This is a genomic window from Paenibacillus sp. NRS-1781 (assembly GCF_050467745.1).
GTDB lineage: Bacteria > Bacillota > Bacilli > Paenibacillales > Paenibacillaceae > Paenibacillus > Paenibacillus terrae_A.
Genome location: NZ_JBITPI010000016.1, coordinates 108,536 through 135,367 on the forward strand (window position 1 = coordinate 108,536; position 26,832 = coordinate 135,367).

The 26,832-nt window shown below is 46.5% G+C and carries 24 protein-coding genes and 3 pseudogenes; 4 read left to right on the plus strand and 23 right to left on the minus strand.

Features of this window, described 5'->3' with window-relative positions:
• Positions 1 to 4: 4 nt before the first annotated feature.
• Both rpsN and ACIFO6_RS06520 read right to left on the minus strand, forming a co-directional pair.
• Positions 5 to 274, minus strand: a complete 270-nt coding sequence (gene rpsN, locus ACIFO6_RS06515; protein WP_134909863.1) for a 30S ribosomal protein S14 — start codon at positions 272 to 274, stop codon at positions 5 to 7.
• A 299-nt stretch (positions 275 to 573) separates the two neighbouring features.
• Positions 574 to 894 carry a MazG nucleotide pyrophosphohydrolase domain-containing protein gene (locus ACIFO6_RS06520; RefSeq protein WP_025685550.1) on the minus strand — a complete coding sequence of 107 codons (321 nt, stop codon included), beginning with the start codon at positions 892 to 894 and terminating at the stop codon, positions 574 to 576.
• Positions 895 to 988: 94 nt separating this feature from the next.
• On the opposite strand from ACIFO6_RS06520, the gene ACIFO6_RS06525 reads away from it, so the two are divergent.
• Positions 989 to 1,576: a TIGR00730 family Rossman fold protein gene (locus ACIFO6_RS06525; protein ID WP_430039207.1), complete on the plus strand. Its 588-nt coding sequence runs from the start codon at positions 989 to 991 to the stop codon at positions 1,574 to 1,576.
• Here the strand turns inward: ACIFO6_RS06525 and ACIFO6_RS06530 are convergent.
• The 15 genes and pseudogenes from ACIFO6_RS06530 to ACIFO6_RS06600 form a co-directional block, all read right to left on the minus strand.
• Positions 1,551 to 1,751 carry a hypothetical protein gene (locus ACIFO6_RS06530; protein WP_430039344.1) on the minus strand — a complete coding sequence of 67 codons (201 nt, stop codon included), beginning with the start codon at positions 1,749 to 1,751 and terminating at the stop codon, positions 1,551 to 1,553. The genes ACIFO6_RS06525 and ACIFO6_RS06530 overlap by 26 nt on opposite strands.
• A pseudogene (locus ACIFO6_RS06535) lies at positions 1,672 to 2,416 on the minus strand (ABC transporter ATP-binding protein). The gene ACIFO6_RS06530 and the pseudogene ACIFO6_RS06535 overlap by 80 nt, the downstream one beginning before the upstream one ends.
• Before the next feature lie 49 nt (positions 2,417 to 2,465).
• Positions 2,466 to 2,645, minus strand: a pseudogene (locus ACIFO6_RS06540) (diguanylate cyclase); the annotation flags it as partial.
• Positions 2,646 to 2,709: 64 nt separating this feature from the next.
• On the minus strand, positions 2,710 to 4,119 hold the full coding sequence (locus ACIFO6_RS06545) for a discoidin domain-containing protein (protein ID WP_430039209.1): 1,410 nt from the start codon (positions 4,117 to 4,119) through the stop codon (positions 2,710 to 2,712).
• 372 nt (positions 4,120 to 4,491) lie between these two features.
• Complete coding sequence (locus tag ACIFO6_RS06550; RefSeq protein WP_430039211.1) at positions 4,492 to 5,427, minus strand: dockerin; 936 nt, start codon at positions 5,425 to 5,427, stop codon at positions 4,492 to 4,494.
• Positions 5,428 to 5,673: 246 nt separating this feature from the next.
• Positions 5,674 to 6,831, minus strand: a complete 1,158-nt coding sequence (locus tag ACIFO6_RS06555; RefSeq protein WP_430039212.1) for an amidohydrolase — start codon at positions 6,829 to 6,831, stop codon at positions 5,674 to 5,676.
• Between the two features lie 56 nt (positions 6,832 to 6,887).
• Entirely contained in the window at positions 6,888 to 7,904 is a 1,017-nt protein-coding gene (locus ACIFO6_RS06560) for an LLM class flavin-dependent oxidoreductase (protein ID WP_430039214.1), read from the minus strand.
• A 15-nt stretch (positions 7,905 to 7,919) separates the two neighbouring features.
• Positions 7,920 to 8,672, minus strand: a complete 753-nt coding sequence (locus ACIFO6_RS06565) for an amino acid ABC transporter ATP-binding protein (protein WP_430039216.1) — start codon at positions 8,670 to 8,672, stop codon at positions 7,920 to 7,922.
• The gene (locus tag ACIFO6_RS06570) at positions 8,669 to 9,379 is read right to left on the minus strand and encodes an amino acid ABC transporter permease (RefSeq protein ID WP_430039218.1); all 711 of its coding nucleotides are present in this window, start codon (positions 9,377 to 9,379) and stop codon (positions 8,669 to 8,671) included. The genes ACIFO6_RS06565 and ACIFO6_RS06570 overlap by 4 nt, the downstream gene beginning before the upstream one ends.
• On the minus strand, positions 9,376 to 10,152 hold the full coding sequence (locus tag ACIFO6_RS06575; protein WP_430039220.1) for an amino acid ABC transporter permease: 777 nt from the start codon (positions 10,150 to 10,152) through the stop codon (positions 9,376 to 9,378). Before ACIFO6_RS06575 ends, ACIFO6_RS06570 begins: the two co-directional genes overlap by 4 nt.
• Positions 10,153 to 10,229: 77 nt before the next feature.
• On the minus strand, positions 10,230 to 11,081 hold the full coding sequence (locus tag ACIFO6_RS06580; RefSeq protein ID WP_430039222.1) for a transporter substrate-binding domain-containing protein: 852 nt from the start codon (positions 11,079 to 11,081) through the stop codon (positions 10,230 to 10,232).
• Between the two features lie 201 nt (positions 11,082 to 11,282).
• The gene (locus ACIFO6_RS06585) at positions 11,283 to 12,170 is read right to left on the minus strand and encodes a LysR family transcriptional regulator (protein ID WP_430039224.1); all 888 of its coding nucleotides are present in this window, start codon (positions 12,168 to 12,170) and stop codon (positions 11,283 to 11,285) included.
• A gap of 111 nt (positions 12,171 to 12,281) precedes the next feature.
• On the minus strand, positions 12,282 to 12,809 hold the full coding sequence (gene ssuE / locus ACIFO6_RS06590; RefSeq protein WP_430039226.1) for an NADPH-dependent FMN reductase: 528 nt from the start codon (positions 12,807 to 12,809) through the stop codon (positions 12,282 to 12,284).
• Between the two features lie 17 nt (positions 12,810 to 12,826).
• The gene (locus ACIFO6_RS06595) at positions 12,827 to 14,167 is read right to left on the minus strand and encodes an LLM class flavin-dependent oxidoreductase (protein WP_430039228.1); all 1,341 of its coding nucleotides are present in this window, start codon (positions 14,165 to 14,167) and stop codon (positions 12,827 to 12,829) included.
• A 93-nt stretch (positions 14,168 to 14,260) separates the two neighbouring features.
• On the minus strand, positions 14,261 to 14,530 hold the full coding sequence (locus tag ACIFO6_RS06600) for a glutaredoxin family protein (protein WP_430039230.1): 270 nt from the start codon (positions 14,528 to 14,530) through the stop codon (positions 14,261 to 14,263).
• Between the two features lie 250 nt (positions 14,531 to 14,780).
• On the opposite strand from ACIFO6_RS06600, the gene ACIFO6_RS06605 reads away from it, so the two are divergent.
• On the plus strand, positions 14,781 to 15,650 hold the full coding sequence (locus ACIFO6_RS06605; protein WP_430039232.1) for a DUF421 domain-containing protein: 870 nt from the start codon (positions 14,781 to 14,783) through the stop codon (positions 15,648 to 15,650).
• A gap of 111 nt (positions 15,651 to 15,761) precedes the next feature.
• Here ACIFO6_RS06605 and ACIFO6_RS06610 read toward each other — a convergent pair whose 3' ends face one another.
• Positions 15,762 to 16,091, minus strand: coding sequence for an antibiotic biosynthesis monooxygenase family protein (locus ACIFO6_RS06610; protein ID WP_430039234.1), 330 nt, complete (start codon positions 16,089 to 16,091; stop codon positions 15,762 to 15,764).
• 154 nt (positions 16,092 to 16,245) lie between these two features.
• Between ACIFO6_RS06610 and ACIFO6_RS06615 the strand changes: the two genes are divergently transcribed.
• Positions 16,246 to 17,121: a LysR family transcriptional regulator gene (locus ACIFO6_RS06615; protein ID WP_430039236.1), complete on the plus strand. Its 876-nt coding sequence runs from the start codon at positions 16,246 to 16,248 to the stop codon at positions 17,119 to 17,121.
• A gap of 30 nt (positions 17,122 to 17,151) precedes the next feature.
• On the opposite strand, the gene ACIFO6_RS06620 is transcribed toward ACIFO6_RS06615, so the two are convergent.
• From ACIFO6_RS06620 to ACIFO6_RS06630, 3 genes are all read right to left on the minus strand, one after another.
• Entirely contained in the window at positions 17,152 to 18,363 is a 1,212-nt protein-coding gene (locus ACIFO6_RS06620) for a GTP-binding protein (RefSeq protein WP_430039238.1), read from the minus strand.
• 276 nt (positions 18,364 to 18,639) lie between these two features.
• Positions 18,640 to 19,614: an aldo/keto reductase gene (locus ACIFO6_RS06625; protein ID WP_430039240.1), complete on the minus strand. Its 975-nt coding sequence runs from the start codon at positions 19,612 to 19,614 to the stop codon at positions 18,640 to 18,642.
• Between the two features lie 285 nt (positions 19,615 to 19,899).
• Positions 19,900 to 22,575, minus strand: coding sequence for a YhgE/Pip family protein (locus tag ACIFO6_RS06630; RefSeq protein WP_430039242.1), 2,676 nt, complete (start codon positions 22,573 to 22,575; stop codon positions 19,900 to 19,902).
• Between the two features lie 167 nt (positions 22,576 to 22,742).
• Between ACIFO6_RS06630 and ACIFO6_RS06635 the strand changes: the two are divergent.
• Positions 22,743 to 23,430: pseudogene (locus ACIFO6_RS06635) on the plus strand (Rpn family recombination-promoting nuclease/putative transposase).
• A gap of 192 nt (positions 23,431 to 23,622) precedes the next feature.
• On the opposite strand, the gene ACIFO6_RS06640 reads toward ACIFO6_RS06635, so the two are convergent.
• Together ACIFO6_RS06640 and ACIFO6_RS06645 are read right to left on the minus strand one after the other, a co-directional pair.
• Positions 23,623 to 24,174 carry a DUF2062 domain-containing protein gene (locus ACIFO6_RS06640; RefSeq protein WP_430039244.1) on the minus strand — a complete coding sequence of 184 codons (552 nt, stop codon included), beginning with the start codon at positions 24,172 to 24,174 and terminating at the stop codon, positions 23,623 to 23,625.
• Between the two features lie 189 nt (positions 24,175 to 24,363).
• Positions 24,364 to 26,817: a glycogen/starch/alpha-glucan phosphorylase gene (locus ACIFO6_RS06645; RefSeq protein ID WP_430039246.1), complete on the minus strand. Its 2,454-nt coding sequence runs from the start codon at positions 26,815 to 26,817 to the stop codon at positions 24,364 to 24,366.
• Positions 26,818 to 26,832: the final 15 nt, after the last annotated feature.

Below are 26,832 nucleotides of genomic sequence, written 5' to 3' on the forward strand. Positions count from 1 at the left end.
CTGATTACCAACTTGCTTTCGTAACGCCTGGAATTTGGCCTTTATGAGCCAGTTCGCGGAACGCGATACGGGACAGCTTGAATTTGCGCAGGTAACCTCTCGGTCTGCCTGTCAGCTCGCAACGGCTTTTCAGGCGAGTCGGGGAAGAGTCACGCGGAAGCTTCTGTAATGCTTCGTAGTCCCCTTTTGCTTTCAGTTCACGTCTCAGGTCTGCATATTTAGTTACAATTTCCTGACGCTTCTTCTCTTTTACTACTTTCGACTTCTTAGCCATGTAAAGCTCCTCCTTGTGATATATGCCAATCATGAAGGCTCTCCACCCCTGCCACTGGATGGACGAACACGGAAATGGACATAATTTTCATATAAATAGTAATAGTTACGATTATCATTTAATATAACGATGTTTCGGGTGGGTTGTCAACCCAATCTGATGTCCTATGAACATAATGGATTAAACTAACCGAATGAAAAAAAACAGCGTTAGTCTGAAATTTGAACATAAAAGTTTCAGACTGCCGCCGCTATTGAGATATCATCGTGTTATCATTGCTCTTTCGTAAATGAAAGAAATTAAATTTTAGAATAACGTTCTGATAGTTTCTTTTTATGGGAGTGAAATACTTCTTCTAAAGGAATATCATATTTATTGGCTATTACAATTAGGTTGCCTAATACATCTCCTAATTCTTCAATAAGCTCCTGTTTGTTTTCCTCAAATGAGCCCTTTGATTCGTCAGGTCTATCTCTACCGATTTCCAAAGCTCTTATCGCTCGTGCCACCTCGCCCGTTTCTTCTGCTAAAAAGCCGATACGAATAAAAATATCTAACTCTGACCAGCCCCTGCTTTCATAGTAATCTTTTACCCACTCTTGGAATTCAGCAATATTCATTTTCACCAGCCTCCATTTTCATTTCTCAAGTTTATCAAATATTGAAAGTCAGGTATAATATGATGATGAACATTTTACGAGGAGGCGCTACAAAGTGAAAAAAATAGCCGTTTTTTGTGGGTCAAGTAATGGAGCAGCTGATGTTTATAGAGAAGGTGCCAAATCCCTTGGTAGAGAATTGGTTAGACGCAATATCACGCTTGTTTATGGAGGGGCAAGTGTTGGCATCATGGGAGCTGTTGCGGATTCGGTATTAGAAGCAGGCGGACATGTAATCGGCATCATACCAAGTTTTTTGGAAAACAGAGAAATCTCCCATAAGAACTTGTCAGAGCTTATCATTGTAAACTCCATGCATGAGAGAAAAGCTAAAATGACTGAGTTGGCAGATGGCTTTATTGCCTTGCCAGGCGGGCCAGGAACGTTGGAAGAATTTTTTGAAATGTTCACCTGGGCTCAACTAGGACTCCATAATAAACCTTGCGGACTCTTAAACATTAACTCTTTTTATGATCCTCTCGTTTCATTATTTAATCATATGTCAGCGGAGCAATTTCTGCATGAAAAATACCGTACAATGGCACTTGTGGATACAGACCCAAAGGGCTTACTTGACCAATTTAGTACATATGAACCGCCTACCCAGAAAACTTACATTATTGAAGAAAAACAAACCCGGTAACTTGTCGTATCCCGTCTAATATCAATATATTCATAACATCCAAAGAAGCCGCTGAAACAGCAGAACCGATCTGATACAGTGAACGGTCTGCCGTTTCATTCAGCCAAATGGCAAGCCACCCAATGATCTGGTCGAGCCTCACGATAGAGAGGTACTTCCTTGGAGCAGCGGTCATGAAAATAGCAGGATGTTGTCAGCTCCAGTGGATTAGGCACTTGTCCAGGGATGGAGTACAGTTCCTTTTGACGCTGATTTAGCACCGGCTTGGATTTTAGCAATCCTTGCGTGTAAGGATGCTCTTGGGATGATTAAATAGCTGTACCACTTCGCCTTCCTCGACAATCTTGCCTGCGTACATCACAATGACGTAATCTTCCATTTCTGCAACAACGCCCAGATCATGGGTGATCAGCATCAGAGACATATGGGAATTAGCTCCAACGCCCGCTAGTGCGCTTCCTTGCGGCCCACTTTCAAATGCTCGACTAGCGGCTCGGATAACTGTTCCCCAATGGTCATGACCGGATTCAGCGATGACATCGGCTCCTGAAAAATCATAGATATCTCATGACCGCGAATCGTGCGCATCTCATTTCTGCTAAGCCCCAGCAGATCGGTATCCTCAAAACGGATGCTTCCGCCTGCCACTTTACCGTCAGGGCTCTGGATCAGACCCATGATTAACATCGCAGTGATGCTTTTGCCACAGCCTGATTCGCCGACAATACATACCGTCTCCACCGACTTCACACGGAAGCTGACATCATCCACCGCCTTGACCGTGCCTTCTTCTGTATAAAAATGAGTGCCTAAATGCTCACTCAAAAGTACATTGTTCATGGTGTAAGATCACCTACCTCTTATGTACTCCGCACTACCTGTATTGAGCATACAGCCCGATAAAAAAAGATGGAACAGACATCGCAGCAAAAATCACCACCATGACGAGGGTATCGAACCACGAATACTGCTTATAAGCAGCAACCACACCAATTATGACGGCAATTACCCAAGTCAGGAAGGTCGATACAATCGCCAGTAAAAACGAGTTCCAGATATATTCATTAAAGAAGGCTGTCTCCCGCAATATCGCAAGAGACAACCTTGTTTAGCATAAGCTGAGCTTTATAGAGTTATTTATTAATAGCTGCTACTTTCCACTCCAGAATTCCGGTAGATGCGGAACCCTTGGATACCATTTCAATTCTTAATTTCGTTGTTTTCACAGGTGTAAAAGTGGTCGTATTATATTGATCTGCCACAGTTCCCAATCCTTTGGCCTGCTTGACATTAGACCAGCCTTGACCGTTCCAATACTTAATCTTGTAAGACTTGGGAACATCAATGCCGGAGCCATCCTTGAACCAATAGACATCCGTTTGAGATAGCATATGTTCTTGATTAAAATCATATTGAACCCATTGCGTTCCCACCTCAGGCCAGTTGCCGTATACAGCATGACTTCTATCATTGGAATTGGCCGGTTCAAAGCCGTCATTGAGTGCGCTCACATTTTCCCAAGATGAAGTATAAGAGCTGCTAGCCGTTGCCGCAGGCGCAATATTCACGATTTCATTCGGATCTGTTACAACTGGACCCTCGTCGTCTTTAGTCGTGCTTGGAAAACGAGAAGTATCCTTTTTGATCTGACTCCAGGTATAACGCAGCATCCAAATATCCCAGTCGGTGATATGATCGGAATCACCAGCCCACATAATGGTGTTCGTTGGGAAGCCGCCCGGTGGACGCTCGTGTGCTTCATAGAAATCGTTTAATCCAAATCCATGCCCAATCTCATGTTCGGTAATCAAAATCTCATCAGCGTTCAACGTGCTCAGAATGTATTCATCACTCATACGCTGTCCCCAGTCGCCGCCGGCTCCCCCACCGAAATTTTCTGTAGCCCAGAGATACATATCAAAGCGTTTGTCCAATCCACCCGGATACGAATAGTTGGGGTCTGAAAAATGCTCAAATCTGGATATTTCATCAGGCGCAACGGGAAGGGCAGCAGGAATTTCCGGTTGCTCGGAAGCTAATCCATCTGCAATCGTATCCGTATAAACAACCTCATCTGGCTGCTTGTCCAGCAGCAGTGAAGGATCGGCAACAGCCCAGCCTACCACCTTCACTTTAATATTCTTATAGGGCCAGCCATCATATCCCTGGAGATGCTCCGTCCAATGGTTCATCTGACGACCTAGCATTCTGGCAATATCTTGACGCTGTTGAAGCGTAACTGGCTTAGAAGATTGCCAGCGCACTACATAATTTAGAGTTCCTTTTCCCGCAAAAATTTGATCAAAAATCAAGTTTTTACGGTTAGTCGAGCCTTCGGTCAGCATTCTATTCTTCCAAACCCACTCCACTGATGATTTGAGATAAGCTGGCATATCAGCCAGTGTCGAGTTACTTGTTGCCGCAACCACGGCACTCCCATTCATATGCGCATCCGCCGATACAAAACTAGCATTTCCCATCAGTAATGAACTAGCAATCACCACAGAAAAAGAAGCTGCCATCATTCCTTTTTTCTTCAACATACATATACCTCCATAACTATTTAATATGATTACGGTAGTTTTCCTGAAACGATTAATTCAATCACCTCGTTTTTCGTGTTTTTGTATGATCTATGAGATCAACGATAATCTATCAATCCTCCTTGTCGTTTTTTGTAATATAATCTCAAATCATATTATCACTGGATTATTGCATCGTCAATATTTTCCTTAATGAATTAAATTAGGTATTTCGATATCATATTGGAACGAAGTCGCCCCTTCATGTTCAAGAAACTGGTATTTTGTGAAACGAAAAAACCGCTTCTCCACTAAAATCAATTCCATCACAGAATTTGATTTTGGAAGAAACGGTCCTTTTCATCAGCTTCTTTGCACTATTCTACGTATCTTTTATCGGGTAGGAAAACGAGAGGTATCCTTCTTGACCTGGCTCCAGGTATAACGCAACATCCAGGTATCCCACTCTGTTATCTTGGAAGAATTTCCGGCCCACATAATGGTTGGCGTAGGAAACCCACCGGGTGGACGATCACTTTCTTCATAAAAGTCTGGCAAGCCAAATCCATGCCCCATCTCATGCTCTGTAATATGGACTTCATCAGAGTTCAGGGTGCTCAGGATATAATCATCGGGCATGCGTTGTCCCCAGTCACCACCGGCTCCACCTTGAAAATTGGCTGTCCCCCATAAATACATATCAAACCGCTTGTCCAAGCCACCAGGATAAGCATAGTTTGGATCTGTAAAATGCTCAAATCTGGAAAGCGCGTCAGGAGCACCTGGAAGCTTAGCAGGGATACTCGGGTTCGTTTTGCTTAAATCATCTGTAATCGTGTCAGTGTAAACGATTTCATTTGATTGTTTGTTAAGAATCTGAGACGGATTTGCAACGGCCCAGCCTACTATTTTTACTGTAATATTGTCATACGACCAGCCATCATACCCCTTCAACTGCTTATTCCAATTATTGACTTGGCGACTCAGCATGGAAGCCATATCCTTGCGTTGCTGAAGCGTGAGGTTTTTGGGAGATTGCCAGCGCACTACATAATTTAGCGTCCCTTTTCCCGCATATATTTGATCAAAAATCAAATTTTTACGGTTGGTCGAGCCTTCTTTGACGATTCTATTCTTCCAAACCCATTCTACGGATGGCTTAAATTTTGCAGGTATGTCCGTAGCAGCCAAGCTAACACTCGTGGACTCTATTTCAGAAGTGCTTTCCAAATTAGAAGCTACTGCACCAACATTAGCCCCGCCAACCAGTAAAGAAGCAGCCACTACCAATGAAAAAGAAGCCATGATCATTCCTTTTTTCTTCGGCATTTCTTTAACCTCCATATCATTTTATTTGATTGTTGTATTCATAAAATAGCAATCGGAATCTCTTATCTCTCCCCTTTCTTTTGATTTGAAAAAAAATACAATTTTATATTATCATTAGGATGCTATTTCGTCAATATTTTCCTTTATAATTTAGAAAAAGGTAATTCTTTTGTTCGTTTAACAAATTAAAAACCCCTTCTCTACATAAGAAGGGGCCTAGCATTGAAAAAGAGTAGACTCACATCTCTACTCTATGGATACTAATGCCGATTCTGCCAGTGAAGCCAGCAGCTTCGCCGTTCCCGGCAACGCGCGTTCGTCCAGATCGAAGGCTGGATGATGCCATTCCTGACTCCCCGAAGTGCCGACAAAGACGAACACACCGGGGATGCTCTTCTGGTAAAGCCCGAAATCCTCACTCGCCGAGGAAGGCACGGGGCGAACAACCTCCAGACCGGCCGCTTGGGCCGCCTGCTCCGCGATGACGGCCAGCTTGCCGTCATTCAGTACTGGTGGCGGTCCCTCGATCCAGCGGATGTTCGCTTTAGTGCCAAAAGCATCAGCCACGCCCCTTACGACCTGCTCGAAGCGTTCAGCCACCTGTGCGCGCACGTTCTCATCGAACGTCCGGATCGTGCCGTCCAGATGGGCACGGTCCGGAATGATGTTCCAGGCGTTGCCGCTGTGCAGCTTCGTCACGCTAATCACCGCGCTGTCCAGCGGGTTGACGCTCCGGCTCACGATGGATTGCAGCGCCGTAATGATGTGCGACGACACGACGATCGGGTCAATCCCTGCATGCGGCACTGCCGCATGCGTGCTCAGACCCTCTACCTCGATGTAAAAGCCGTCTGCCGCCGCCATCAGCGGGCCTTCCTTAATGCCGACCGTGCCTACAGGCAGGTCCGGCTTGTTATGCAGGCCGAATATGGCCTGCACGCCTGCCAGCACACCGCTGTCCAGCACTTGGGCTGCTCCTCTCGCCTTTTCCTCCGCTGGCTGAAACACCAGGCGAACCGTGCCTTTCAGCTCCTGCTCCCGCTCTTTTAACAATACGGCAGCTCCGAAGAGGGATGCCGTATGAAAATCATGCCCACAGGCATGCATCTTGCCCGGATGCAGTGAAGCATAGGGCAAGCCCGTCTCCTCCTGAATCGGCAACGCATCAATGTCCGCGCGAAGCGCTACAATCGGCCCCTCCTGCTGCCCGCCGATTTCCGCTACCAGCCCGGTGCGCAGCGGCACATCCAGGATGGTTATGTTCTGTTCTTCCAGCAGACGGCGGATATAGGCGGTAGTTTCAACCTCCTCGTTAGATAGCTCGGGATTTCGGTGAAGATGGCGACGAATGTCCACCAGCCTCTGCTCCAAAACCCGCTCCTTTGTCCCGGTTGATCCGCTCATCCCTATTCCTCCTTTGTGGTTCCAAAATGGTTACAACTTTCTCAAGCCAACAACATCTAGGACTGAACAGGCAAACCAGCAAAAGCTTCATGCAACAGTTCAAATGAGCGGACGCGCTTTCCGATATCCCGTATTCCTGTCGTTACGATCAGCTCATCAGCCTGATATTTAGCTTGAATTTCCGTCAATGCAGCATGAATTTCCTCTTTATTTCCCTTATTGATTTGCGCCTGTGTAACTTCAATTGTATATTCTTCACCCGATTGCTTACCGAACTGCTCTGCACTTTCCAGCGTGCCCACCGTAGCCGTTTTGCCGCTGGCCAGATGAATTTTGTACAGCTTGTGCTCACCTGCCAGCTCCGCAGCTTCCTCGGAAGTATCAGCTACAATGACGGATAGTGCAAAAAGAACCTTCGGCTCACGACCAAGACTATAATCGAATGACTCCCGATACGTGCGGAATGCATCCAATGCGACCTGCTCGCTACTATTTATAAACTGCGAGAAAACATAAGGCGACCCCAAACGTGCAGCAATTCCAGCACTGTCTGCACTCGTGCCCAAAACATAAATATCCGCTGGTGTTTCCGGAATTGGATTAGCCTGTAGCCCTGCTAGCGGTCCTTCTTCAGACGGAATATTATGAATATAACGGCTCACTTCATCAATCTTTTCTTCAAGAGAAGGCGCATCATGCACGTCGCGTTGTAACGCCTGTGTGGATTTCGGTAGACCGCCCGGCGCACGTCCAATGCCCAAATCTACGCGACCCGGTGCAAGAGACGCCAGTACATTGAAATTTTCGGCCACTTTATAAGAACTATAATGCTGAAGCATCACTCCGCCAGAACCGATTTTAATACGCTCGGTGCGTGCCAGCAGATGAGAAATGAGTACCTCCGGCGAAGAGCCTGCAACCTGCTCAGAATCATGATGCTCCGATACCCAAAAGCGTGAAAATCCCAGCTCATCTATACGCTGCGCTAGCTTAATCGTGTTTCGAAGCGCCTGTGCCGCCGTTTCTCCCTCGTGTATAGGGCTTTGATCCAATACTCCGATTTTAATACTCATGTCTCCCTCTCCCGTCTAAATTGAATAGTTATATTCCGGTGTAATCCGTTTCAGGAATTGCTTCGTCCGTTCCTCTTGGGGATGATTGAAAATGTCGTCCGGGCTGCCTTCCTCGATAATGTGGCCATCATCCATAAATACCACGTGATTGGAGACATCCCGTGCAAAGCCCATCTCATGCGTGACGACAATCATCGTAATTCCTTCCTTTGCAATCTTGCGAATAACCGACAGCACCTCACCGACCAGCTCAGGGTCTAGCGCCGATGTCGGCTCATCGAACAAAATCACTTCCGGGTTCAGCGCCAAAGCACGCGCAATGCCGACACGCTGCTGCTGTCCACCGGATAGCTGGCTCGGATAATGGTCCAGCTTTTCGCCCAATCCGACCTTTTCGAGCACTTCAATACTGATCCTCTTCGCTTCCTCCTGCTTCACCTTACGGACGACGACAAGCCCTTCCATCACGTTTTCCAGCGCCGTTTTATGCTTGAACAGATTGTATTGCTGGAAGACCATGGCCGTTTTTTGGCGCAGAGCCAAAATATCCTTCTTCGCAGGTCGCTTGCAGTTTACCGTAAAATCGCCAATGCTGACCTCCCCGTCATTCGGCTTTTCCAGATAATTGATGCAGCGCAGCAACGTCGTTTTCCCCGAGCCACTCGGTCCGAGAATGACAACGACCTCTCCCTTATTCACAGTTAAATCAATGCCTTTGAGCACCTCATGCTTGCCGAACAATTTCGTGATATTTTGCAGACGGATCATGATGCTCTCCCCCCATTAAACACATTGATTTTTTTCTCCACCAAGCCGGAAATTCGTTCAATCAGCACCGTCAAACCCCAGAAAATCAGTGCTGCCGCGATATAAACCTCCAGGTACTTCCAGTTTGTAGATGCTAAAATTTCAGCCTGAGCCTGGATTTCCGTAACGGAAACGGTAAAGGCCAACGTAGAGCCATGCAGCATCCCAATAACAGAATTCGTCAGGTTCGGCAGACTAACCACGAACGCCTGTGGAAAGACGATACGTCTCAGCACCTGCCACGTCGTCATGCCAACCGCATAAGCCGCCTCGATTTGCCCCCGGTTCACCGATTGAATCCCGGAACGGACCACCTCGGACATATACGCGCCACTTGTAATCGAGAACGAAATGAGTGCAAATACCATATAGGGAACATCTTTGGAATGAAACGACCAGCCAAAATGCTTGGCTCCCGCATCAATGAACAAAGGTAAACTGAAATAAATAAGCAGCAAATGCATCAGCATCGGCGTACCCCGGATAAAGGTAACGTAGCCATGGGAAATCTGGGACAACACAGGCACCTTATAAATTCGGGCCAGAGCCGTGATCATTCCGATGACCAGTCCCGCCAGTACGGAGACCACCGTAATGATTAACGTGTTGGGCAACGCCGAGAACAACCCCAGAAAGGCTGTATATATAAATCCAAAATCCAGACTCATATGCTCTTGCCTCCTTTGCTAAGACGAAGGGCCAGATAACGCACCACAAAACTTTTTCGTTTCTTGGGCTCGCTTTGGACTGTATCCCGATGCTCATGCCTGAGAAGCGTATTTTCCAGTACCTTGAACAGCTTTTGCAAAATCAGACTGACGACCAGATAAATAAGAGACAACGCGATATAGGTTTCAACAAAATGCTGGGTAGCCGCGCCCAGTGTCTGCGATTTCCCCGTCATCTCCATAGCTCCGATGGTAAACGCAAGCGAAGTATCCTTCAGATTGGCGATCACCAGATTGGAAAATACCGGAACCACAACAGCCAGCGCTTGCGGCAATATGATACGTGTAAAAGTCTGATAGCCTGACATGCCGACGGACTGTCCTGCCTCGATTTGTCCCCGATCTACCGCCTCTACACCGGATCGGATAATCTCGGAAATAAAGGCCCCGCTGTTTAGCGCATAGGTTGCTATGGCAAACCACAACACATCCCATCTGGAGGAATTGATATCCACCAGCTTCAGTAGCTCAGGCAAGCCGTAATACACCAGAAAGAGCTGGATCAGAATAGGCGTTCCACGAAAAAATGAAACATACACCTGAGAGACACGTTTGAGAAATGGAATATTATACATACGAGGCAGCGCAACCAGCAGGCCAATGATTAGTCCTAACAAAAGCGAGCTAGCCACAATAAACAATGTGATGTGTAAATAAGACAGCATTTTCGGGATAAAGCTAAAAACATAATCGATATTAAACTCTCTGCTCATATGCATGCCTCCTTTCCTATACATCAGCGGTCAGAATACACGGGGTACCCTGACCGCTGAAATATTTAAGCTTATCGCTACTTCTTGCTGGTTGTTCCTTCTTTTTTCACATCTTCCAGAGACTTCGTGAAATCTTCTCCAAGCCATTTGATGCTCAGCTTCGACAGTGTACCGTCGTCTTTTACTTCCTGAATGGCTTTATCCAGATCATCTGCCAATCCTTGCTCATTTTTGTTCAGTACATACAACACATCCGATTGAGTCAAAGGATCACCGACGGTTTTCAGAGCTACTTCTCCTTTTTCATCGGTATTAAAGCGGTTCGCGAAGTCTGTCGTAATGGTAGCATCTATACGGCCGCTCGTAATCTGTTGCACCGTATCATTGGCTGCACCACTTGTATAGACAATGTTCAGGGCATCTCCATGTGTCTTGTTGTATTCCTTCAACACATACGCCGCATTACTGGTCGGACTGGTAAGTATCTTTTTTCCTTTCAGATCATCAATCGAGTGAATGGTATTGTTATCCTTCGCTACAGCGACTCTGTTCAGGAAAATACTGTACGGATTTTTGTTGAACAGATACTTCTCTTCACGCGCCGGGTTTTTTTCCATTTGATGCGATACCAGATCAATTTTACCGGCATCGAGACTCAGCAGTAGATTGCCGAAGTCCATCGTTTTGAATTCAAATTCGTATTGAGGCAGGCGCTTGTCCAGCTCCTTAATCAGCTCAACGTCAAAGCCTGTTAAATTTCCGTTTTCGTCGATAAAGCATACATTTTTAAATTGAGTGCCTGTACCTACAATCATTTTTTTCACGTCATCGTTGGAACCGGACGCGCTAGACGCGTTATCAGAGGAGCCGCAACCAGCCAACACCAGAATAATCGCTATAACAGACAATATTGCAAACCACTTTTTCATATGAATCCCCCTCGTTTCTTTGTATATCAGCAGTTTGCGACATACATGGTAGCTGCCACATTAATCAATAATTCCTATGAGTTTAATCGGTTTTAGGATGTGACTAATTTAACACCTGCGCTCATTTACGTCAATCCACCCGGCACTAGAACATTTCATCCATTCCGGATTTTTGCAAACTCCTCACATTTGCAAAACGGTTTACAAAACAGCACCCCGAAAACCTTCTGTCAATGCATCTGCAAAATCCGAGCTCACCGCACAGTCTTCCTTGGTCGCCACAATGCTAATCTGCATGGACAACTCAGCTACCTCTGGTACATGAATGCGAAACAGTTTTTTATCCTTCACCTCACGGTTCACACAAACGTCCGGCAAAAAGGCAATCCCTGCTTCTTCCAGCACCAGCTTCTTGGCTGTAACCACATTATCTACCTGAAAGGCAATATCCGGCGGCTGCTCCAGTGATTCAAAAGACCGATGAATCCTCATCCAGTCCAGTGATCCGCATTCAAAAAACACCAGCGTTTCGTGCTGAATATCCTGTATGCTGGCCTTTCCAGCCTTCATAAACGGGTGACCGTCATATACATACAGGGAAATGGGATCTTCATAAAAAGCAAGCGTACGAATGGCCGGATGCATCACTTTACGGACAAAACTAATGTCTACCTCACGGTTCAATAGCTTATGTACCAGTTGATCCGTCGTTGCCGTCACAATTTTGTAGTTAATCTCCGGATAACGAGCGCGGAGCTGCTTTAATATCTCAGGAATGATATAGTTCGACACCGATATCGTGCAGCCGATTCGAATTTGCTGAGGAGTTTTTTTGCGCTGTTGAAGCTTCTGCTTCCCTTTTTGCAGCACCTGAAGCATTTGCTCCGCATAAGGAAGAAACTTTCGTCCATCCTCCGTCAAAATGGTTTGCTTGCTTTGGCGGTCGAACAGCTTGCATTCCAGCTCACGCTCCAGCGTCTGGATCCGGGCTGTGACAGAGGGCTGTGATAAGAACAACGCATCTGCAGCCTTGTTAAAACTGCCATAATGATTCACGTATACAAAGGCTTCCATATTCTCGATATTCATACACAAGTCCCCCAGTGAGTTTAAAATACATTTTATCCAATGCGTTAACTTGGTTTTTTGTATCATAAAACTCACTGAACGCCCTGTCAATGTAAAAATTGAAAATATTTATTACTTTAATAGCTCCGTCAGCTCTTTTACAGAGCGATCCAGCCGTGAAACCAGTTCCTCCGACAGCCCGTATGCTCCATCCAGCAAGCGTTCAACCCACTGATCTACCGCATACACACCGCCGAGAATATGTCTTCCTCCCAACGCGTTAAGCACTGGCTTCAAAGCGTAATCAATGACCAGCAGGTGAGCCAGCGTGCCTCCGATAAATAAAGGAAGTACGGGCTTACCTCGCAGCCCCTCCTGCGGCACCAAATCCAAAAATATCTTCAACAAGCCGGAATAGGCGGCTTTGTACACAGGAGATGCTACAATAATGGCGTCTGCTGCTGCAATTAATGCAAGTGCTGCTGTAATATCGGGACTGTTAAAGTTAGCCCTCACCAGATCCTCGGCTGGCAAGTCGACCACATTCAGCAATGTGACCTCCGCTCCAGCCTGCTGCAATTGCTCGGTCGTATAGTTAATCAAGCCGTATAGACGGGATTGTGTAGACGGACTGCCTGACAGGATGACAACCTTGGACATGCTTTTCCCTCCTTCTGTTATGCGTCTATCTTCACTTTAGATTTAGCAGCTGTGTAGCGGTTCTCAGGAATCGGTACACCCAGGTTTTCACGCAATGTGCTAAATTCATAATCCTGACGGTAAATGCCGCGCTCCTGCAAAATAGGTACCACCAGGTTTACGAAATCGTGCAGACCCGACGGTACATCAGAACCGATAATGAATCCATCTGCGCCTTTTCTTTCAAACCACTCCTGCACCCGATCCGCCACCTGTTCAGCTGTACCGATAAACGCAGTTCTAGGTGTTGCCGAACGCAATGCCACCTCGCGCAGCGTCAGATTCTGCTCTTTGGCCGTCCGTTTGATTTTATCCGTGCCGCTGCGGAAGGAATTGCTGCCGATACCATCTAGCTCTGGGAATGGCTCATCCAGCGGATATTGTGAGAAATCATGATGATCGAAGAAACGACCCAAAAATTTTAAAGCAGCCTCAATCGTCACCAAATTGGTAATTTCCTCATACTTGCGCTCTGCTTCCTCCGTCGTGCTGCCGATAATCGGTGAAATGCCCGGCAAGATGACAATATCCTCTTCGGATCTGCCATAGCGTACCGCCCGTTCCTTCACATCACGGTAAAACTGCTGCGCTTCCTCCAGCGAGTCATGTCCCGTAAATACAGCATCCGCTTCCTTGGCGGCCAGATTTTTTCCATCCTCCGAGGAGCCTGCCTGGAAAATAACCGGCTGTCCCTGCTTGGATCGTCCAATGTTCAACGGACCCTGCACAGAGAAAAACTCGCCTTTATGGTTCAAGGTATGCAGCTTTTCAGGGTCAAAGAACACGCCGGATTCCTTATCACGAACGAACGCATCTTCTTCCCACGAATCCCACAGTCCTTTGGTTACCTGCAAATATTCCTCCGCAATCTTGTAGCGCTGTGGATGTGACGGATGCTCGCCTTTGCTAAAGTTAAGGGCAGAGCCTTCCAAAGGGGAAGTCACCACATTCCAGCCTGCACGTCCTCCGCTGATATGGTCAATGGAAGAAAATTGGCGTGCTACTGTAAACGGTTCGCTGTAGGAAGTCGACAGCGTGCCAACCAGCCCGATATGCTTCGTTACCCCGGCCAAAGCGGATAAAATCGTAATCGGCTCAAAACGGTTCAGAAAGTGAGGAATGGATTTCTCGTTAATGAACAAACCGTCTGCGATAAAAACAAGGTCAAACTTGCCTTCCTCTGCCTTTTGCGCCTGTGTTTTATAAAATTCAAAATTAACACTCGCGTCCGCAGGCACTTCAGGATGACGCCAAGTTGTCATGCTACCTCCAACACCATGAATAATGGCACCAAATTTGATTTGTCTGTGTTTCGCCATGAACTGTTCACACCTCTCATGAAAATTATTGTTACCCCACGGCAAATCATTGGTTTTCAAGGCAGCGTAGCCTTCTCACCTTTTCCCGCTGGCTTATACCGCTTGACTGTAGCTTTCCAGCACTTTACCCAGCTCTTCCAGATCTGGGTTGAGCAGCGCCTCATATTTGTTATCCCCGCCTATCTCAACAACAGGGACAAAGCGAACACCATATTTAGTCTCCAGTACGTCACGCAGGGCATCATTTCCGTCCACTTGAATATTTTCATAAGGCTGATTTTGGGATTCCAGATACGATTTGATCTCTCCACAAAAATGACAGCCTGTTTTAGACCACAATACAACTTTAGGTTTGGATGACATATACATACCTCCGTGAACTTAATGTTTATAATTCCGATGAATTAAATAAGAATTATAGTTATAATGTATCCTGCCCACCCTATTCCGTCAATCGCCTGTGTAATAGACATTGATAATGCAACGATAGAAAATTTTAATGTTAGTTAAACTGAACTAAAAAGAATACTTGGAGTTTAAACAGACCTTGGTGCGGACATGCTTGGAATATTAGCGCACTTGCGGCAGAATGAGATGAAATGAGGTTGAATATATGCAGGATTGGGCCGAGGTTTCTTTGCGCACATTAATGGCTATCGCTATATTATTTTTAATTACCAAAATTCTCGGAAAACGCCAGGTATCGCAGCTTTCCTTGTTTGAATATATAACGGGTATTACGATCGGTAACCTGGCTGCTTCTATTCCATTGGAACGGGAGTCCTCCTGGTACTTGGGCACTATATCGTTAGCGGTATGGGTTCTGACGACACTGGGCATTGAATTTTTGCAAATTAAAAGCAAGAAGGCCAGAGATTTTGCCGATGGGAAAACCACAATCTTGATCAAGGACGGCAAAATTTTAGAAGACAATCTGAAAAAAGAGCGACTGACCCTGGATGAACTCATGGAGCAGTTGCGGAGCAAGAATGTATTCAAGGTATCTGACGTAGAATTTGCCCTTATGGAGACCAGCGGTGAAGTCAATGTGCTGTTAACCAAAGAAAAACAGCCCTTAACGCCTAAGGATCTGAATATGCGGCAACTACCAGAGAAGGAACCCACAGCCATTATTATGGATGGACAACTCATGGAGCAGCAAATGGCATACATGGGAATTACTCAACAATGGCTGGATGCAAAGCTGAAGGAAAAGAGCCTGACGGTCAAAGACGTATTTTTCGCACAGGTGGACCCGCAAGGGGAGTTATACATTGACCAATACAGCGATAACGTACAGATGTCCAAGGTACAGGACTCTAATCAAGCCGTGCTGACGCTGCTGGAACAATGCACGACTGAACTGCAAAAGCTGGCAACGGGCTCCAGTGAGCAGCAAAGCAAGCAGCTTTTTGAGCAATGCTCACAAAGCTTAAAGCAAGCAATTCAGGAAATGAAGCCGATAAATCCAACTGAACCCTGAGTATACAAGTCTATGACATAAGCATACGAGCATGGTAACCCAAAGGGAGCGTCTTCAAGGCCATAAATGGCTGAAAAGGCGCTCCCTTTGATTTTAATCATTTCATCTATTTTATATTGTAAAAAAGTAATCTCGTTCTACCTTGCTCACTCTTAAACCAAACGTTTTATACCATTCAGCTTTCCCTTTCTCCTGTGCTACCTTGTGCAGCTCGTTCTGTTTCCAATTTTTTATAGCGTCTAAGGATTCCCAATAAGAAACCGTGATGCCTACTCCGTTGTGGTCACGAACACTTTCCATGCCCAGAAAACCAGGCTGGTCAGCAGCCAGCTCCTCCATTTTGTCTCCCATCTTTCCATATCCGCCATCTCCTTCAGTACGTTCAGAAGTAAAGATAGCAGCATAATAAGGGGGCTGTGGCGTTTTTGCAATTGAATTCATAGGTACCTCCCAGAAATGAAATGGTTATCAGCTTTTTCTTAAGTCTGGATTTTGCAAAATCCTCAAGTTCGATTATAACCACAAAACTAAGATAAAAAAAATGAATATATATGATACTATGTATGAATATATTTCATTTAACGCAGGAGGATACATGAATTTGTTTAAATATAAGGTTTTTCTTAGCGTAGTTGAAACAGGAAGCTTCACCAAAGCAGGAGAACTTCTCAAGCTAACACAATCTGCCATTAGCCATGCCATTTCTGCTTTAGAACATGAAATAGGATTGACTCTTCTGATCAGAGGTCGTTCAGGCATCAGATTGACCAACAACGGAGAAAGATTAATGAAGCACTTCAGAGAGATTATACAAATGGACGAAAAGCTCTATCAAGAGGTAGCTTTAATTAAAGGATTGGAAATCGGAACCGTAAAAATAGGTACGTTCTCAAGTGTATCTATTCATTGGTTGCCCCGTATTATAAAAAAATTCAACGAGCAGTTTCCTCTTATTGAGATGAAACTGCTCGATGGGAACTACCATGAAATTGAAAGCTGGTTAGCCAACGGGGAGGCTGATTTTGGCTTCGTAAACCTACCCACGTTAGACACGTTAGAGGCGCTGCCACTAAAAGAAGAAAGAATGCTTTGTCTGCTTCCTTCCAATCATATTCTTAGGGAGCAAGCCGCCATTCGTGTGGATCAGCTCATAGATGAGCCTTTCATTATGCCTGTTGCAGGCTGTGACACCGATGTGCGAAATATTTTTTCACAGCATAACATTTCACCGAAAATTAAATATGAATTAGAGGATGACCATGCCATTATGGCTATGGTGCAAAACGGGCTGGGCATAAGTATTCTTCCGGAAATGATTTTAGTTCAAAATCCTTATGAACTTTGTATTCGGCCTTTGGAAGGAAAACATTCCCGCACTATTGGTATCGCTACCTCTTCTTTAAAGAATGTTTCTCCAGCCGCCAAAAAATGTATGGACTTCATTGCTGAGTGGATCACTAAGTCCATATGACATGCTATTTCTGTAAATTGGATACACCTTTTAATTTATAGATGACGATTCATCCGTTGTCGGCCATGGCAATGGATTTTCAAAGCCTGACCAGTCCATGTCCATTTCGCTATCGTTCAGCAGACATTCATCCAACTCTTCTTCCAGTTCCGGTTGATTCATTCCGATACCAATCATGACAATTTCGTTCATGCGATCGCCCCATTGCTCATCCCAATTATCTAAAACTTCAGGATCAGCCGCGACGATCTCCTGACGTTCTTCCTCGGACAACGCCGCAAGCCAGCTTCCTGCCGGTCCGAACTGAATGGAGGGCCCTGCCTGGCTGATACTGGCCGCCCAATCCTGAGGGGTCGCAATCCAGGCCAAACCTTTGGCGCGAACGACCTCCTCCGGCCAGCAGCTCATAAATTCAGCCAATCTGGCAGGATGAAACGGTCTTCTGCGGCGATATACAAAGGAATTGATTCCATATTCGTCCGTTTCCGGTGTATGACTCTCTAGCTCCAACTCACGAATCCATCCGGCGGATTGGCTGGCCTTGTCAAAGTTAAACAATCCCGTGTTCAAAATGTCCGAAGGAGCAACCTGTCCCTTGGAAGCGCGAATGATTCTGGCTTCAGGCTGCAATCTGCGCAGCACACCCTCAAGTTTGTCCAGCTCCGAAGGCTGCACCAAATCGCATTTATTCAAAATCAGTACATCACAGGTTTCAATCTGGTCAATCAGTAAGTCCGAAATGTCACGCGTGTCGTCTTCTCCCGTAGCCTGCCTACGATCCAGCAGTGTTTCTCCTGATTCAAAATCATGCCAGAAACGGTTCGCATCAACCACAGTCACCATACAATCGAGCTTTGCCAGGGAAGCCAAATCAATGCCTGTCCCTTCATCGGCGTACGTAAAGGTTTGAGCAATAGGCACAGGTTCGCTGATCCCTGTGGATTCGATTAGAATATAATCAAACTCGCCTTGTTCCGCCAGCTTCTTGACTTCCAGCAGCAGGTCTTCACGCAATGTGCAGCAAATACAGCCGTTGGACAGCTCAACCAGTTTCTCTTCTGTTCTGGACAAGCCACCTTCTTTTTTTACCAGTTCGGCGTCAATGTTCACTTCGCTCATGTCATTGACGATCACGGCCACTTTTATTCCATCCCGATTGTTTAACACATGATTCAAAATCGTTGTTTTCCCTGCCCCCAAATATCCACTCAGTACCGTTACCGGTATTACTTTCTTATTCATTGATGGTACACTCCCTTTAATATAACCTCATCTTCATCACACTTTTTTAAATCGTAATAATTACTATTAACAGACATTCAGTAATATACCTGATCCCTTTCGCCTTGTCAACTGTTCATCCTTATCCTCGGTAAGATTCTGCTATTCTGTTCATGATCGCTTATCGTTCAGGTTTTGACAGGGCAATTAGAAAAAAAAGCAGCAGACTCAGGAGACTACTCCTGATCTGCTGCTTCTTTGTGATTCGCTTCTTGTCTTCGATAGGAAGATGCTAAATTACCATGCGTAGGCTTCCGGCGCAGGTTTGCCGGGGCCAGGGAAAATCTCATTCAGCTTGGTAAGCACATCCTCGCTCAATTTGACCTCAGGCACACGCAGAGCATCCTCCAGCTGGTCCAAGGTCCGTGGGCCGATAATCGGAGCCGTTACGGCCGGATGAGACAATACCCAAGCCAGCGCAATTACGTCTTCCTTTTCGCCCAGCTCGCGGGATAACGCTGCAAATTGCTCCAGCTTCCCACGATTTTGTTCAATCTTTTCCTTGGAACGTGCGCTACGTGAGCCTGTGCCTGCCAATGCATTACGTCCCAGCAATCCGCCAGCCAGCGGGCTCCATGGAATAACGCCGAGTCCCAACTCCTGAGCCGCAGGTAATACCTCCAGCTCAGCAGAACGCTCATTCAGGTTATACAAATGCTGCTCGGATACAAGCCCCAAAAAACGGCGTGCCTTCGCTTCGGCCTGCGCCACAGCAATATGCCAGCCCGCAAAGTTACTGGAGCCGATATAATCGACCTGTCCCCGATCCACAACCGACTCGAATACACCCCACAGCTCATCCCATGACACGTTTCGGTCAACATGATGCATCTGATACAGCTCGATATGATCGGTCTGCAAACGTTTCAGAGAAGCATCCAAATGGCGGCGAATTTTGTAAGCTGACAAGCCTGATCCTGTGTTCGGACCGTCGTTCTCATTTTTCATATCCCCGTATACCTTCGTCGCAAGCACGACCTTCTCGCGTCTTCCGCCACCCTGCTGGAACCAGCGTCCGATAATTTCCTCCGTCCACCCTTTGCGATCATGACCATATACATTGGCTGTATCAAAGAAATTAATGCCCGCATCCAGCGCAGCATCCATAATTTTAAACGCTTCCTTTTCTTCGGTTTCCGGTCCAAAATTCATCGTGCCCAGACACAACCGACTAACCTTTAAGCCTGACTTTCCCAAGTATGAATACTCCATATCGCCTACCGCCTTTGCCTAAGAATTTTAAATACCATATAAATTACATACCAAAAAAGACCATACTTAATTCATTAACCAGAAAACACCACCTTGAAACACCCCGAAATGCATTTTAAGGTTTGGCAGCACACGCAAAAAAGCCCCACACCCTGCCGAAGCCATCAGCGCGAGGCCAACTCCCCTCATACTACCCGCCGTATGTTAAAAAGAACGTGACTTTACGGTGGTAGCCCCAGCGGAGCCGATCAGTCCAACCACCGTAACTCTCTCTCTTTTTAACCATCAAGGAATCAATTTCGTCTCTTTCGCTCGCTCAGCCATCTTCTTCGTATACTTGCTGAGCGGCTTCTTAAATACCAATCCAAACAGGAAGCAAACCCCGATAAATACAAACAGCATCACCACATCTCGTGTCACTGTCGAAGACAGCATCCCCCCTACCGTTTCCCGTAACAGACTAACCGCATAGGTGAAAGGAACGAACGGATTCAATGCTTGAAAAAACGGCGTGCTCGTCGCAATCGGGAATGTGCCCCCTGAGCTGGAGAACTGAAGCACCAGCAAGATAACTGCCAGCCCCTTCCCAATATTGCCAAACACCGAAACCAGTGTATAGGTCATAGCTGTGAATACGAGACTGATCAGTATGGAGGAAAGTACAAATGACACTTTGGCATCCACATATGCCCCGAGCAGGAACAAGTCACCAAGCGACACGCTAAGCGCCTGAAATATACCGATCGTGGAGAACGTCATAAGCCGTCCAAAGTAGACCTGGTAGCTTTTGTATTTACCTTCCGGGTCTTCCACATCTACCCTGAACATCGACACTAGCAGCATCGCCCCTACCCAAATCGACAATGTAGTGTAAAAAGGCGACATCGCAGAACCATAGTTCGGAATCGGATAAATACGCTCCTGTTTCAATAAAACCGGACTGCCGAGAAAATCGCTCTCCTTTTTCACATCCCCCTTGAGCAACGCAATGACCCGTCCAAGGGCATTTTCGCCTTTGAGCTTGCGAATCGTGTCTGCGGCCTGACGTATGGAATCCTCAGCAGCAGGAAGATCCGTTCTCACAAAATTGGCGACCTGGTGCACCGCATGTTCTGCCTCAGGAAACTTGTTCTCAATCAGGTCAGCCATTTTGACAAACTGTTGCTCCGCCTTCGGCAAATCGTTGCGCACAAAATCCGCCGCCTGATGAATTTTACTTTTCACTGCTGGCAAATCATTATTCACGAAGTCCGCTGCTTTGTTTACTGCATTCGTAAATTCACCCATGCGTCCCTGAATCGTTGTAGCCGCTTCATGCAGCTTTTGCCGGAATTGCGGCAGATCCCTCTGGAGACGGGTTAGTTCTTCCTGACCGAATTGTGCGGCAGCCTGAGCGTCGTTTAATATTTTTTCAATATTCGGTAGCTGCTCTTGGGCCGTATTCAGCACATTCGCAGAATTGCGGGCAACGGTCTTCATTTGATCCAGCGCTTTTTGAATGGCTGGTGCGTATTCCGTATCATAGTTGCCCAAAATGCTGTCAATCCAGCGGCTGATTTCTCCAGCAAGGCGGTCAGCGTTATCCAGCAGATGTTGTGCAGGCTTCTCGCCGCGCTGAATGGCATCCCCGATGCTTGTAACCGTGCTATTTAAGCGACGGAAACGGTCCTCTACACCGCTCACACGAGTAATGAGCGAATCCAGCGGCTGACTTGGCAAATATCCGTTAACACGGGACAGCAATTGAGAAATGCGATCCAGCACCCCCACGGCAGTGGTCAGTCTTCCGCTAACCCGATTCACCGCAGCCTGTGCTGCTTTAGGATCAAAATCAACACCACGGATAATCCCTGTGATCTCCGAAACTTCATTTGCCATTTGCTGTACCAACTGTAAATCCTCTTTGACCACCGTTCCGATGGAATCAAGCGCACCATCATTTTTATCCAGAAAGTCAAGCAATCCGTTTATAAAATCCTTGCCCGTATCCGCAATTTTTTGTACTTCCGGCAACGCTTTTTGTGCGGCATTAATGACCTTGAGCGCTGTTTGCGTGTCCTCCAATGCTGTAGCCAATGCGCTTTCTACTTTACCGAAATTTTGATCCAGCTCCACGATCCGATCCCCGGCCCTTTGAATATCCGGCAGCCTTTTTTGTATATTTAAAATAGCCGCCGCCACCTTGTCCAGCTCGGGCAAGTTTTTTTCAATGTTGAGCACCAGATCGCCAGCACGGTTAATTTCAGGGATTTTCTCCTTCAATGCGATGATCTTTTGTCCCTGTGCCTTCATTTTCGGCAAATTCTGCTCCAACTCGATTGCTTGCTTGCCTAACCTGTCGATATCCGGCAGTCGGTTGTTCAGCTCTAACACCCGGTTCTCAATGTTGCGAATGGTGGGCAGCTCCTCCTCCAGCTTCACCCCGGCTTCCTTTAACTTGGTTAGCACGGCCTGACTGGCGGTTTCAATAAAGTTTTGGCTAATCTGATTCGTCAGAGCGCTTGCCCCCGAAGATGTAATTTTCGGTGCGACCGCATTAATTTTTTCATTGACGGCGTAATCAATCTCTGGCTTTTGCGGATTTTCCGTGAGCACGCTCGTAATTTTTTCGGAAAAATCCTTTGGAATGAGCAGACTCGCGTAATAATCTCCGTTCAGCACACCTTTTCGCGCTTCTGCTTCGTTGACAAAGGTCCAGCCCAGTTTCTTGTTATTTTGAAGGTTATGCAAAACCTCGTCACCGATATTAAGCTTCTTCCCGTTTACCTCAGCACCCTGATCCTGACTCGTTACTGCAATTTTAATACCAGATGTATTTGCATAAGGATCCCACATTGCTTTCAAATTTACCCATGCATAGACGGAAGGCAAAAGAATAATACCAATGACCAATAAAGTCCCGGTTGATACTTTAAATACATTTTTCCAGTCTGTTAAGTAGATTTGCCATATCTTCCGCAACTTCACCACTCCTTGTATGTACATTAACCTGTAGTCCAGTGTTGTATGCACACGTATTGTAAACGATTCGAACGAATGAAGCCAATTATTGTGTGCATACTCACAAGCTCTCCTTCAATAATATGCGGGGTACTTGATATAATAAATGGGAATGGAGATGATCTTGAATGAGCGAGCTACTGGACCCACGAAATGACTTTGTGTTTAAACGTATTTTTGGCAGTGAAGACAATAAAGATGTACTCTTGGCTTTTCTCAATCATACTTTCGCGGAGTCAGGCGAGTCGCCATTAACTGAAATCATTTTGCTGAATCCTTATACGGATAAAGATGCTCCACTTGATAAGCAATCCATTTTTGACATTTGGGCCAAAACGGCAACAGGCAAGCATATTAACGTGGAAATGCAGCTATTTAATAAATATGATATTGAAAAACGAACTCTGTTTTACTGGAGTAAAAGATATTCAGGTCAGTTACAAGAACGTCAAACCTATAAAGAACTCAAAAAATGTGTCACTATCAATATTCAAATCCAACTGGGAGGTGCTTACCGTGAATGAACCAACTTTAAAAAAAGCGATGGATACACTTGAGTTCCTAAGTCAGGATCGGGAAGCGCGGCGTTTGTACGAGGAACGTCAAAAATACCTTCATGACGAAGCTTCCATGATTGAGTGGGCCACGGAAAAAGGTCTGAAAAAGGGGCTAGAAGTAGGTTTGGCTAAAGGCGAGCGTCAAAAAGCTGTTGAAATCGCAAGTAACATGCTATCTTTAGGTATTGAAATTGAAGTTATTTCCAAAGCGAGCGGATTATCTGAATCCGAGGTTCAATCATTGAAACCGATACAATAATTTATTTTTAACAAAGCGTTTAACCCTGAAAACTCGCCTTGTTCTCTCTAACCTTTTTAGCCTTACCACTCCTCGTTCATTGGCCGTGATCCTGGCAAACACGTTCATGTCATTCCCTCTCCCATCACTAACAAACCAAAAGAAGCCCCTCAGACCTAGTTCATAGGCTTAAGGAGCTTCTTCCTCGCTACACTATCCGTTTTTCAACAGTCTGGCCGCTGAAAAGGCTGCGCCATGACGCAATTTCCGCTTTTCCAGCCGTTTGTGCAGCGAACGGTTATACAGAACTTGAATGACAAAATACGAGATAACCCCGAGCACCACACCGAAAATCGACATGCCAATCAAAATGTGCAGTCCTCCATGCAGCAAGTCTCTAAATACAGACCAATTGCCATGAAACAGCTCCATAAAGGAATGCTCATGGAGCCTGCCTCCCCGTACATGTACCGGGTAATGGGACGGATAAATCCAAGCGCCCAATTGCTTGGCGAACGGCATCAGAACAATTGGCAAAAAGGTCAGCTTGCCTACAACATTGCCCACAATTGCCGCAGGCAACGAGCCGCCAGACAGCCGAACAACCGGGTAAAACACGAGATACACCAGGGAAGCCGTGGAGATAACAATCATCTCCAGAGCAAAGCCGATGGCAAAGCCAAGAGAAATTTTCTTCACTCCACCCGGCGCACGCAGCAGCTTGATAAAATTCAGGCGAATCGCCCGCCATATATTTTGAAACATATTATATTTCTTCTTTGATTGCTTAGGTATGAGCCTGTTCGGATTGAGCTTTATCAATAGGAGGACCCCTTTAACAGTACAATTCAAGTTCAGGAATGAGGTTACAGCTACCCATCCTTACTTATGTCTATACTGTCATTATAACCCTCAGCGTTCGAAAAGCAATGTCATTCCGCCTGTTTCGCCGTTTTAGGACAAGATTTGCTTGTTGATATCGTTTTGGAGAGGTACAATGTTCCAAATATCGTCTGCATACTGCTGAATAGTGAAATCACTGGAAAACTTGCCAGCATGTGACATGTTTACAATAGTACGCCGCGTCCACTCAGACGGATTCTGGTACACCTGCTCGATATACACCTGAGCTTCTACATACGCCGCAAAATCCTTGAGCACAAAGTATTCGTCATTGTGATCAATCAGGGATTGATAAATAGCCTCAAATTCCCGTTCATGCCGCGTAAAAGGAGCATCATTCACCAGTTGGTCCAGCACTTCACGCAGTCGTTCGTCGCTGTTGGCTGTTTTGCGCGCTGAATACTGTCCGTCCCGGTAATACGCCTCGATCTGATCCACCTTCAGTCCGAAAATGAACATGTTGTCATTGCCCACCATTTCATGCATTTCTACATTGGCTCCGTCCAGCGTACCAAGAGTGAGTGCACCATTCATCATAAATTTCATGTTCCCGGTGCCTGAAGCTTCCTTGCCTGCCGTGGAAATTTGCTCGCTGACATCTGCCGCAGGAATAATCAGCTCCGCCAGTGAAACCGAGTAATTTTCCAGAAAAACGACTTTCAGCTTGTCCCTGACATCCACATCCCGATTGATCGTGTCCGCCACGTTGTTAATGAGCTTAATCGTCTGCTTGGCAAGATAATAGCCGGGAGCAGCTTTAGCTCCAAAAACAAACGTGCGCGGCACCACCTCCAGGGAAGGATTATGCTTGAGCTGATTGTATATGTGCATCACATGCAAAATATTAAGCAGCTGTCGCTTATAGCCATGCAGTCGTTTGACCTGTACATCAAAAATCGAGGACGTATCCAGTCGCACGCCCTGTTTCGCAAAAACATGCTCGGCAAGCCGGACTTTATTATTTCGCTTAATCACCTGTATCTGTTCCTTGAACGACTCGTCCCCGCTATAACGAAGCAGGTCGATCAACTCGCGTGGACGGGTTCTCCAGCGTGTGCCTATCGTTTCATCATACAAGCTTGCCAGCTCGGGATTCGCGTGCATGAGCCAGCGGCGATGGGCGATCCCGTTCGTTTTATTGTTAAAACGGCCAGGGTACAGCTCGTGGAACGGCTTCATTTCCCGCTCCTTCAAAATTTGTGTGTGTAGCGCAGCCACCCCGTTAACACTGTGGCTGCCGACAATTGCCAGATGGGCCATACGAATTTGTTCACCATGAATAATTGCCATTTCGCCAATTTTAATGTCCTGACCCGGATAACGCTCCAGCAGCATAGCACAATAGCGCTTGTTCATTTCTTCAATGATCAGGGAAACACGCGGAAGCAGCTCCCGCACCATATTGACAGGCCATTGCTCCAGCGCCTCGCTCAATATCGTGTGATTCGTATATGAAACCGTCCGCGTCGTAATATCCCACGCTTCGTCCCAGCCCAAGCCCTTCACGTCCATCAAAATACGCATAAGCTCCGGTATAACGAGCGTCGGATGTGTATCATTAATATGCAGCGCTATTTTGTCGGGCAACTGGCTGTATGGCAACCGAAGCTTCTCAAACGTCCGCAAAATACTTTGCAAGCCAGCCGAGCACAGGAAATACTGCTGCTTCAAGCGAAGCAGCTTGCCCTCATAATTCGAATCGTCAGGGTACAGGAACGCCGAAATGGATTCCACCGAACGATTATAGTCGAGAAAGCGATAGTAGCCGCCCTCGCCTCGAATCGGCCCTCGAACAGGATCAAGCGCTGATTCCGCGCTCCAGATCCGCAGCGTATTCACCTGCGCATGTCCGTAGCCCACCAGTGGAATATCGTACGGAACGGCCCAGACCGTCTCCGCATCCTGTGTCTCAAATACAAGCCGACCGTCCACCGACCGAGTTTCCACACGGCCCCAGAACTGAACCTCGACCTTCTTGTCAGGGCGACGCTCCTCCCATACATTTCCTTTTTGCAGCCAATAATCCGGCAGCTCCACCTGATTTCCATCCACAATGCGCTGCTCGAACAGACCATACTTATAACGGATGCCACAGCCATGTCCTGCGTAGCCAAGGGATGCCAGCGAATCCATGAAACAAGCAGCCAGACGGCCAAGACCGCCATTACCCAGCCCCGCGTCTGCCTCCTGCTCTTCAATCTCTTCCAGATCCCAGCCCAGCTCTCCCAGTGCCTGCTGGACCATATCCAGCACGCCCAAATTCAGCATATTGTTGCCCAGCAGACGGCCTATCAAAAACTCCAGTGAAAAGTAATAGACCTGCTTCTCTTGTCCTTCTTTATAGGCTTGGTTCGTTTCCGCCCAGTTCTTGCCGACTTGTTCGCGAATCATACCGCCCAAAACCTTGTATACACCTTCTGCCTGAGCTTCCTGCATCGGCTTGCCCAGCCTTCCGACCAGTTGCTCTCGAAAAGCCTGCTTAAATGCTTCCTTATTGCTGAACAAAGGTGTGCCCTCCTG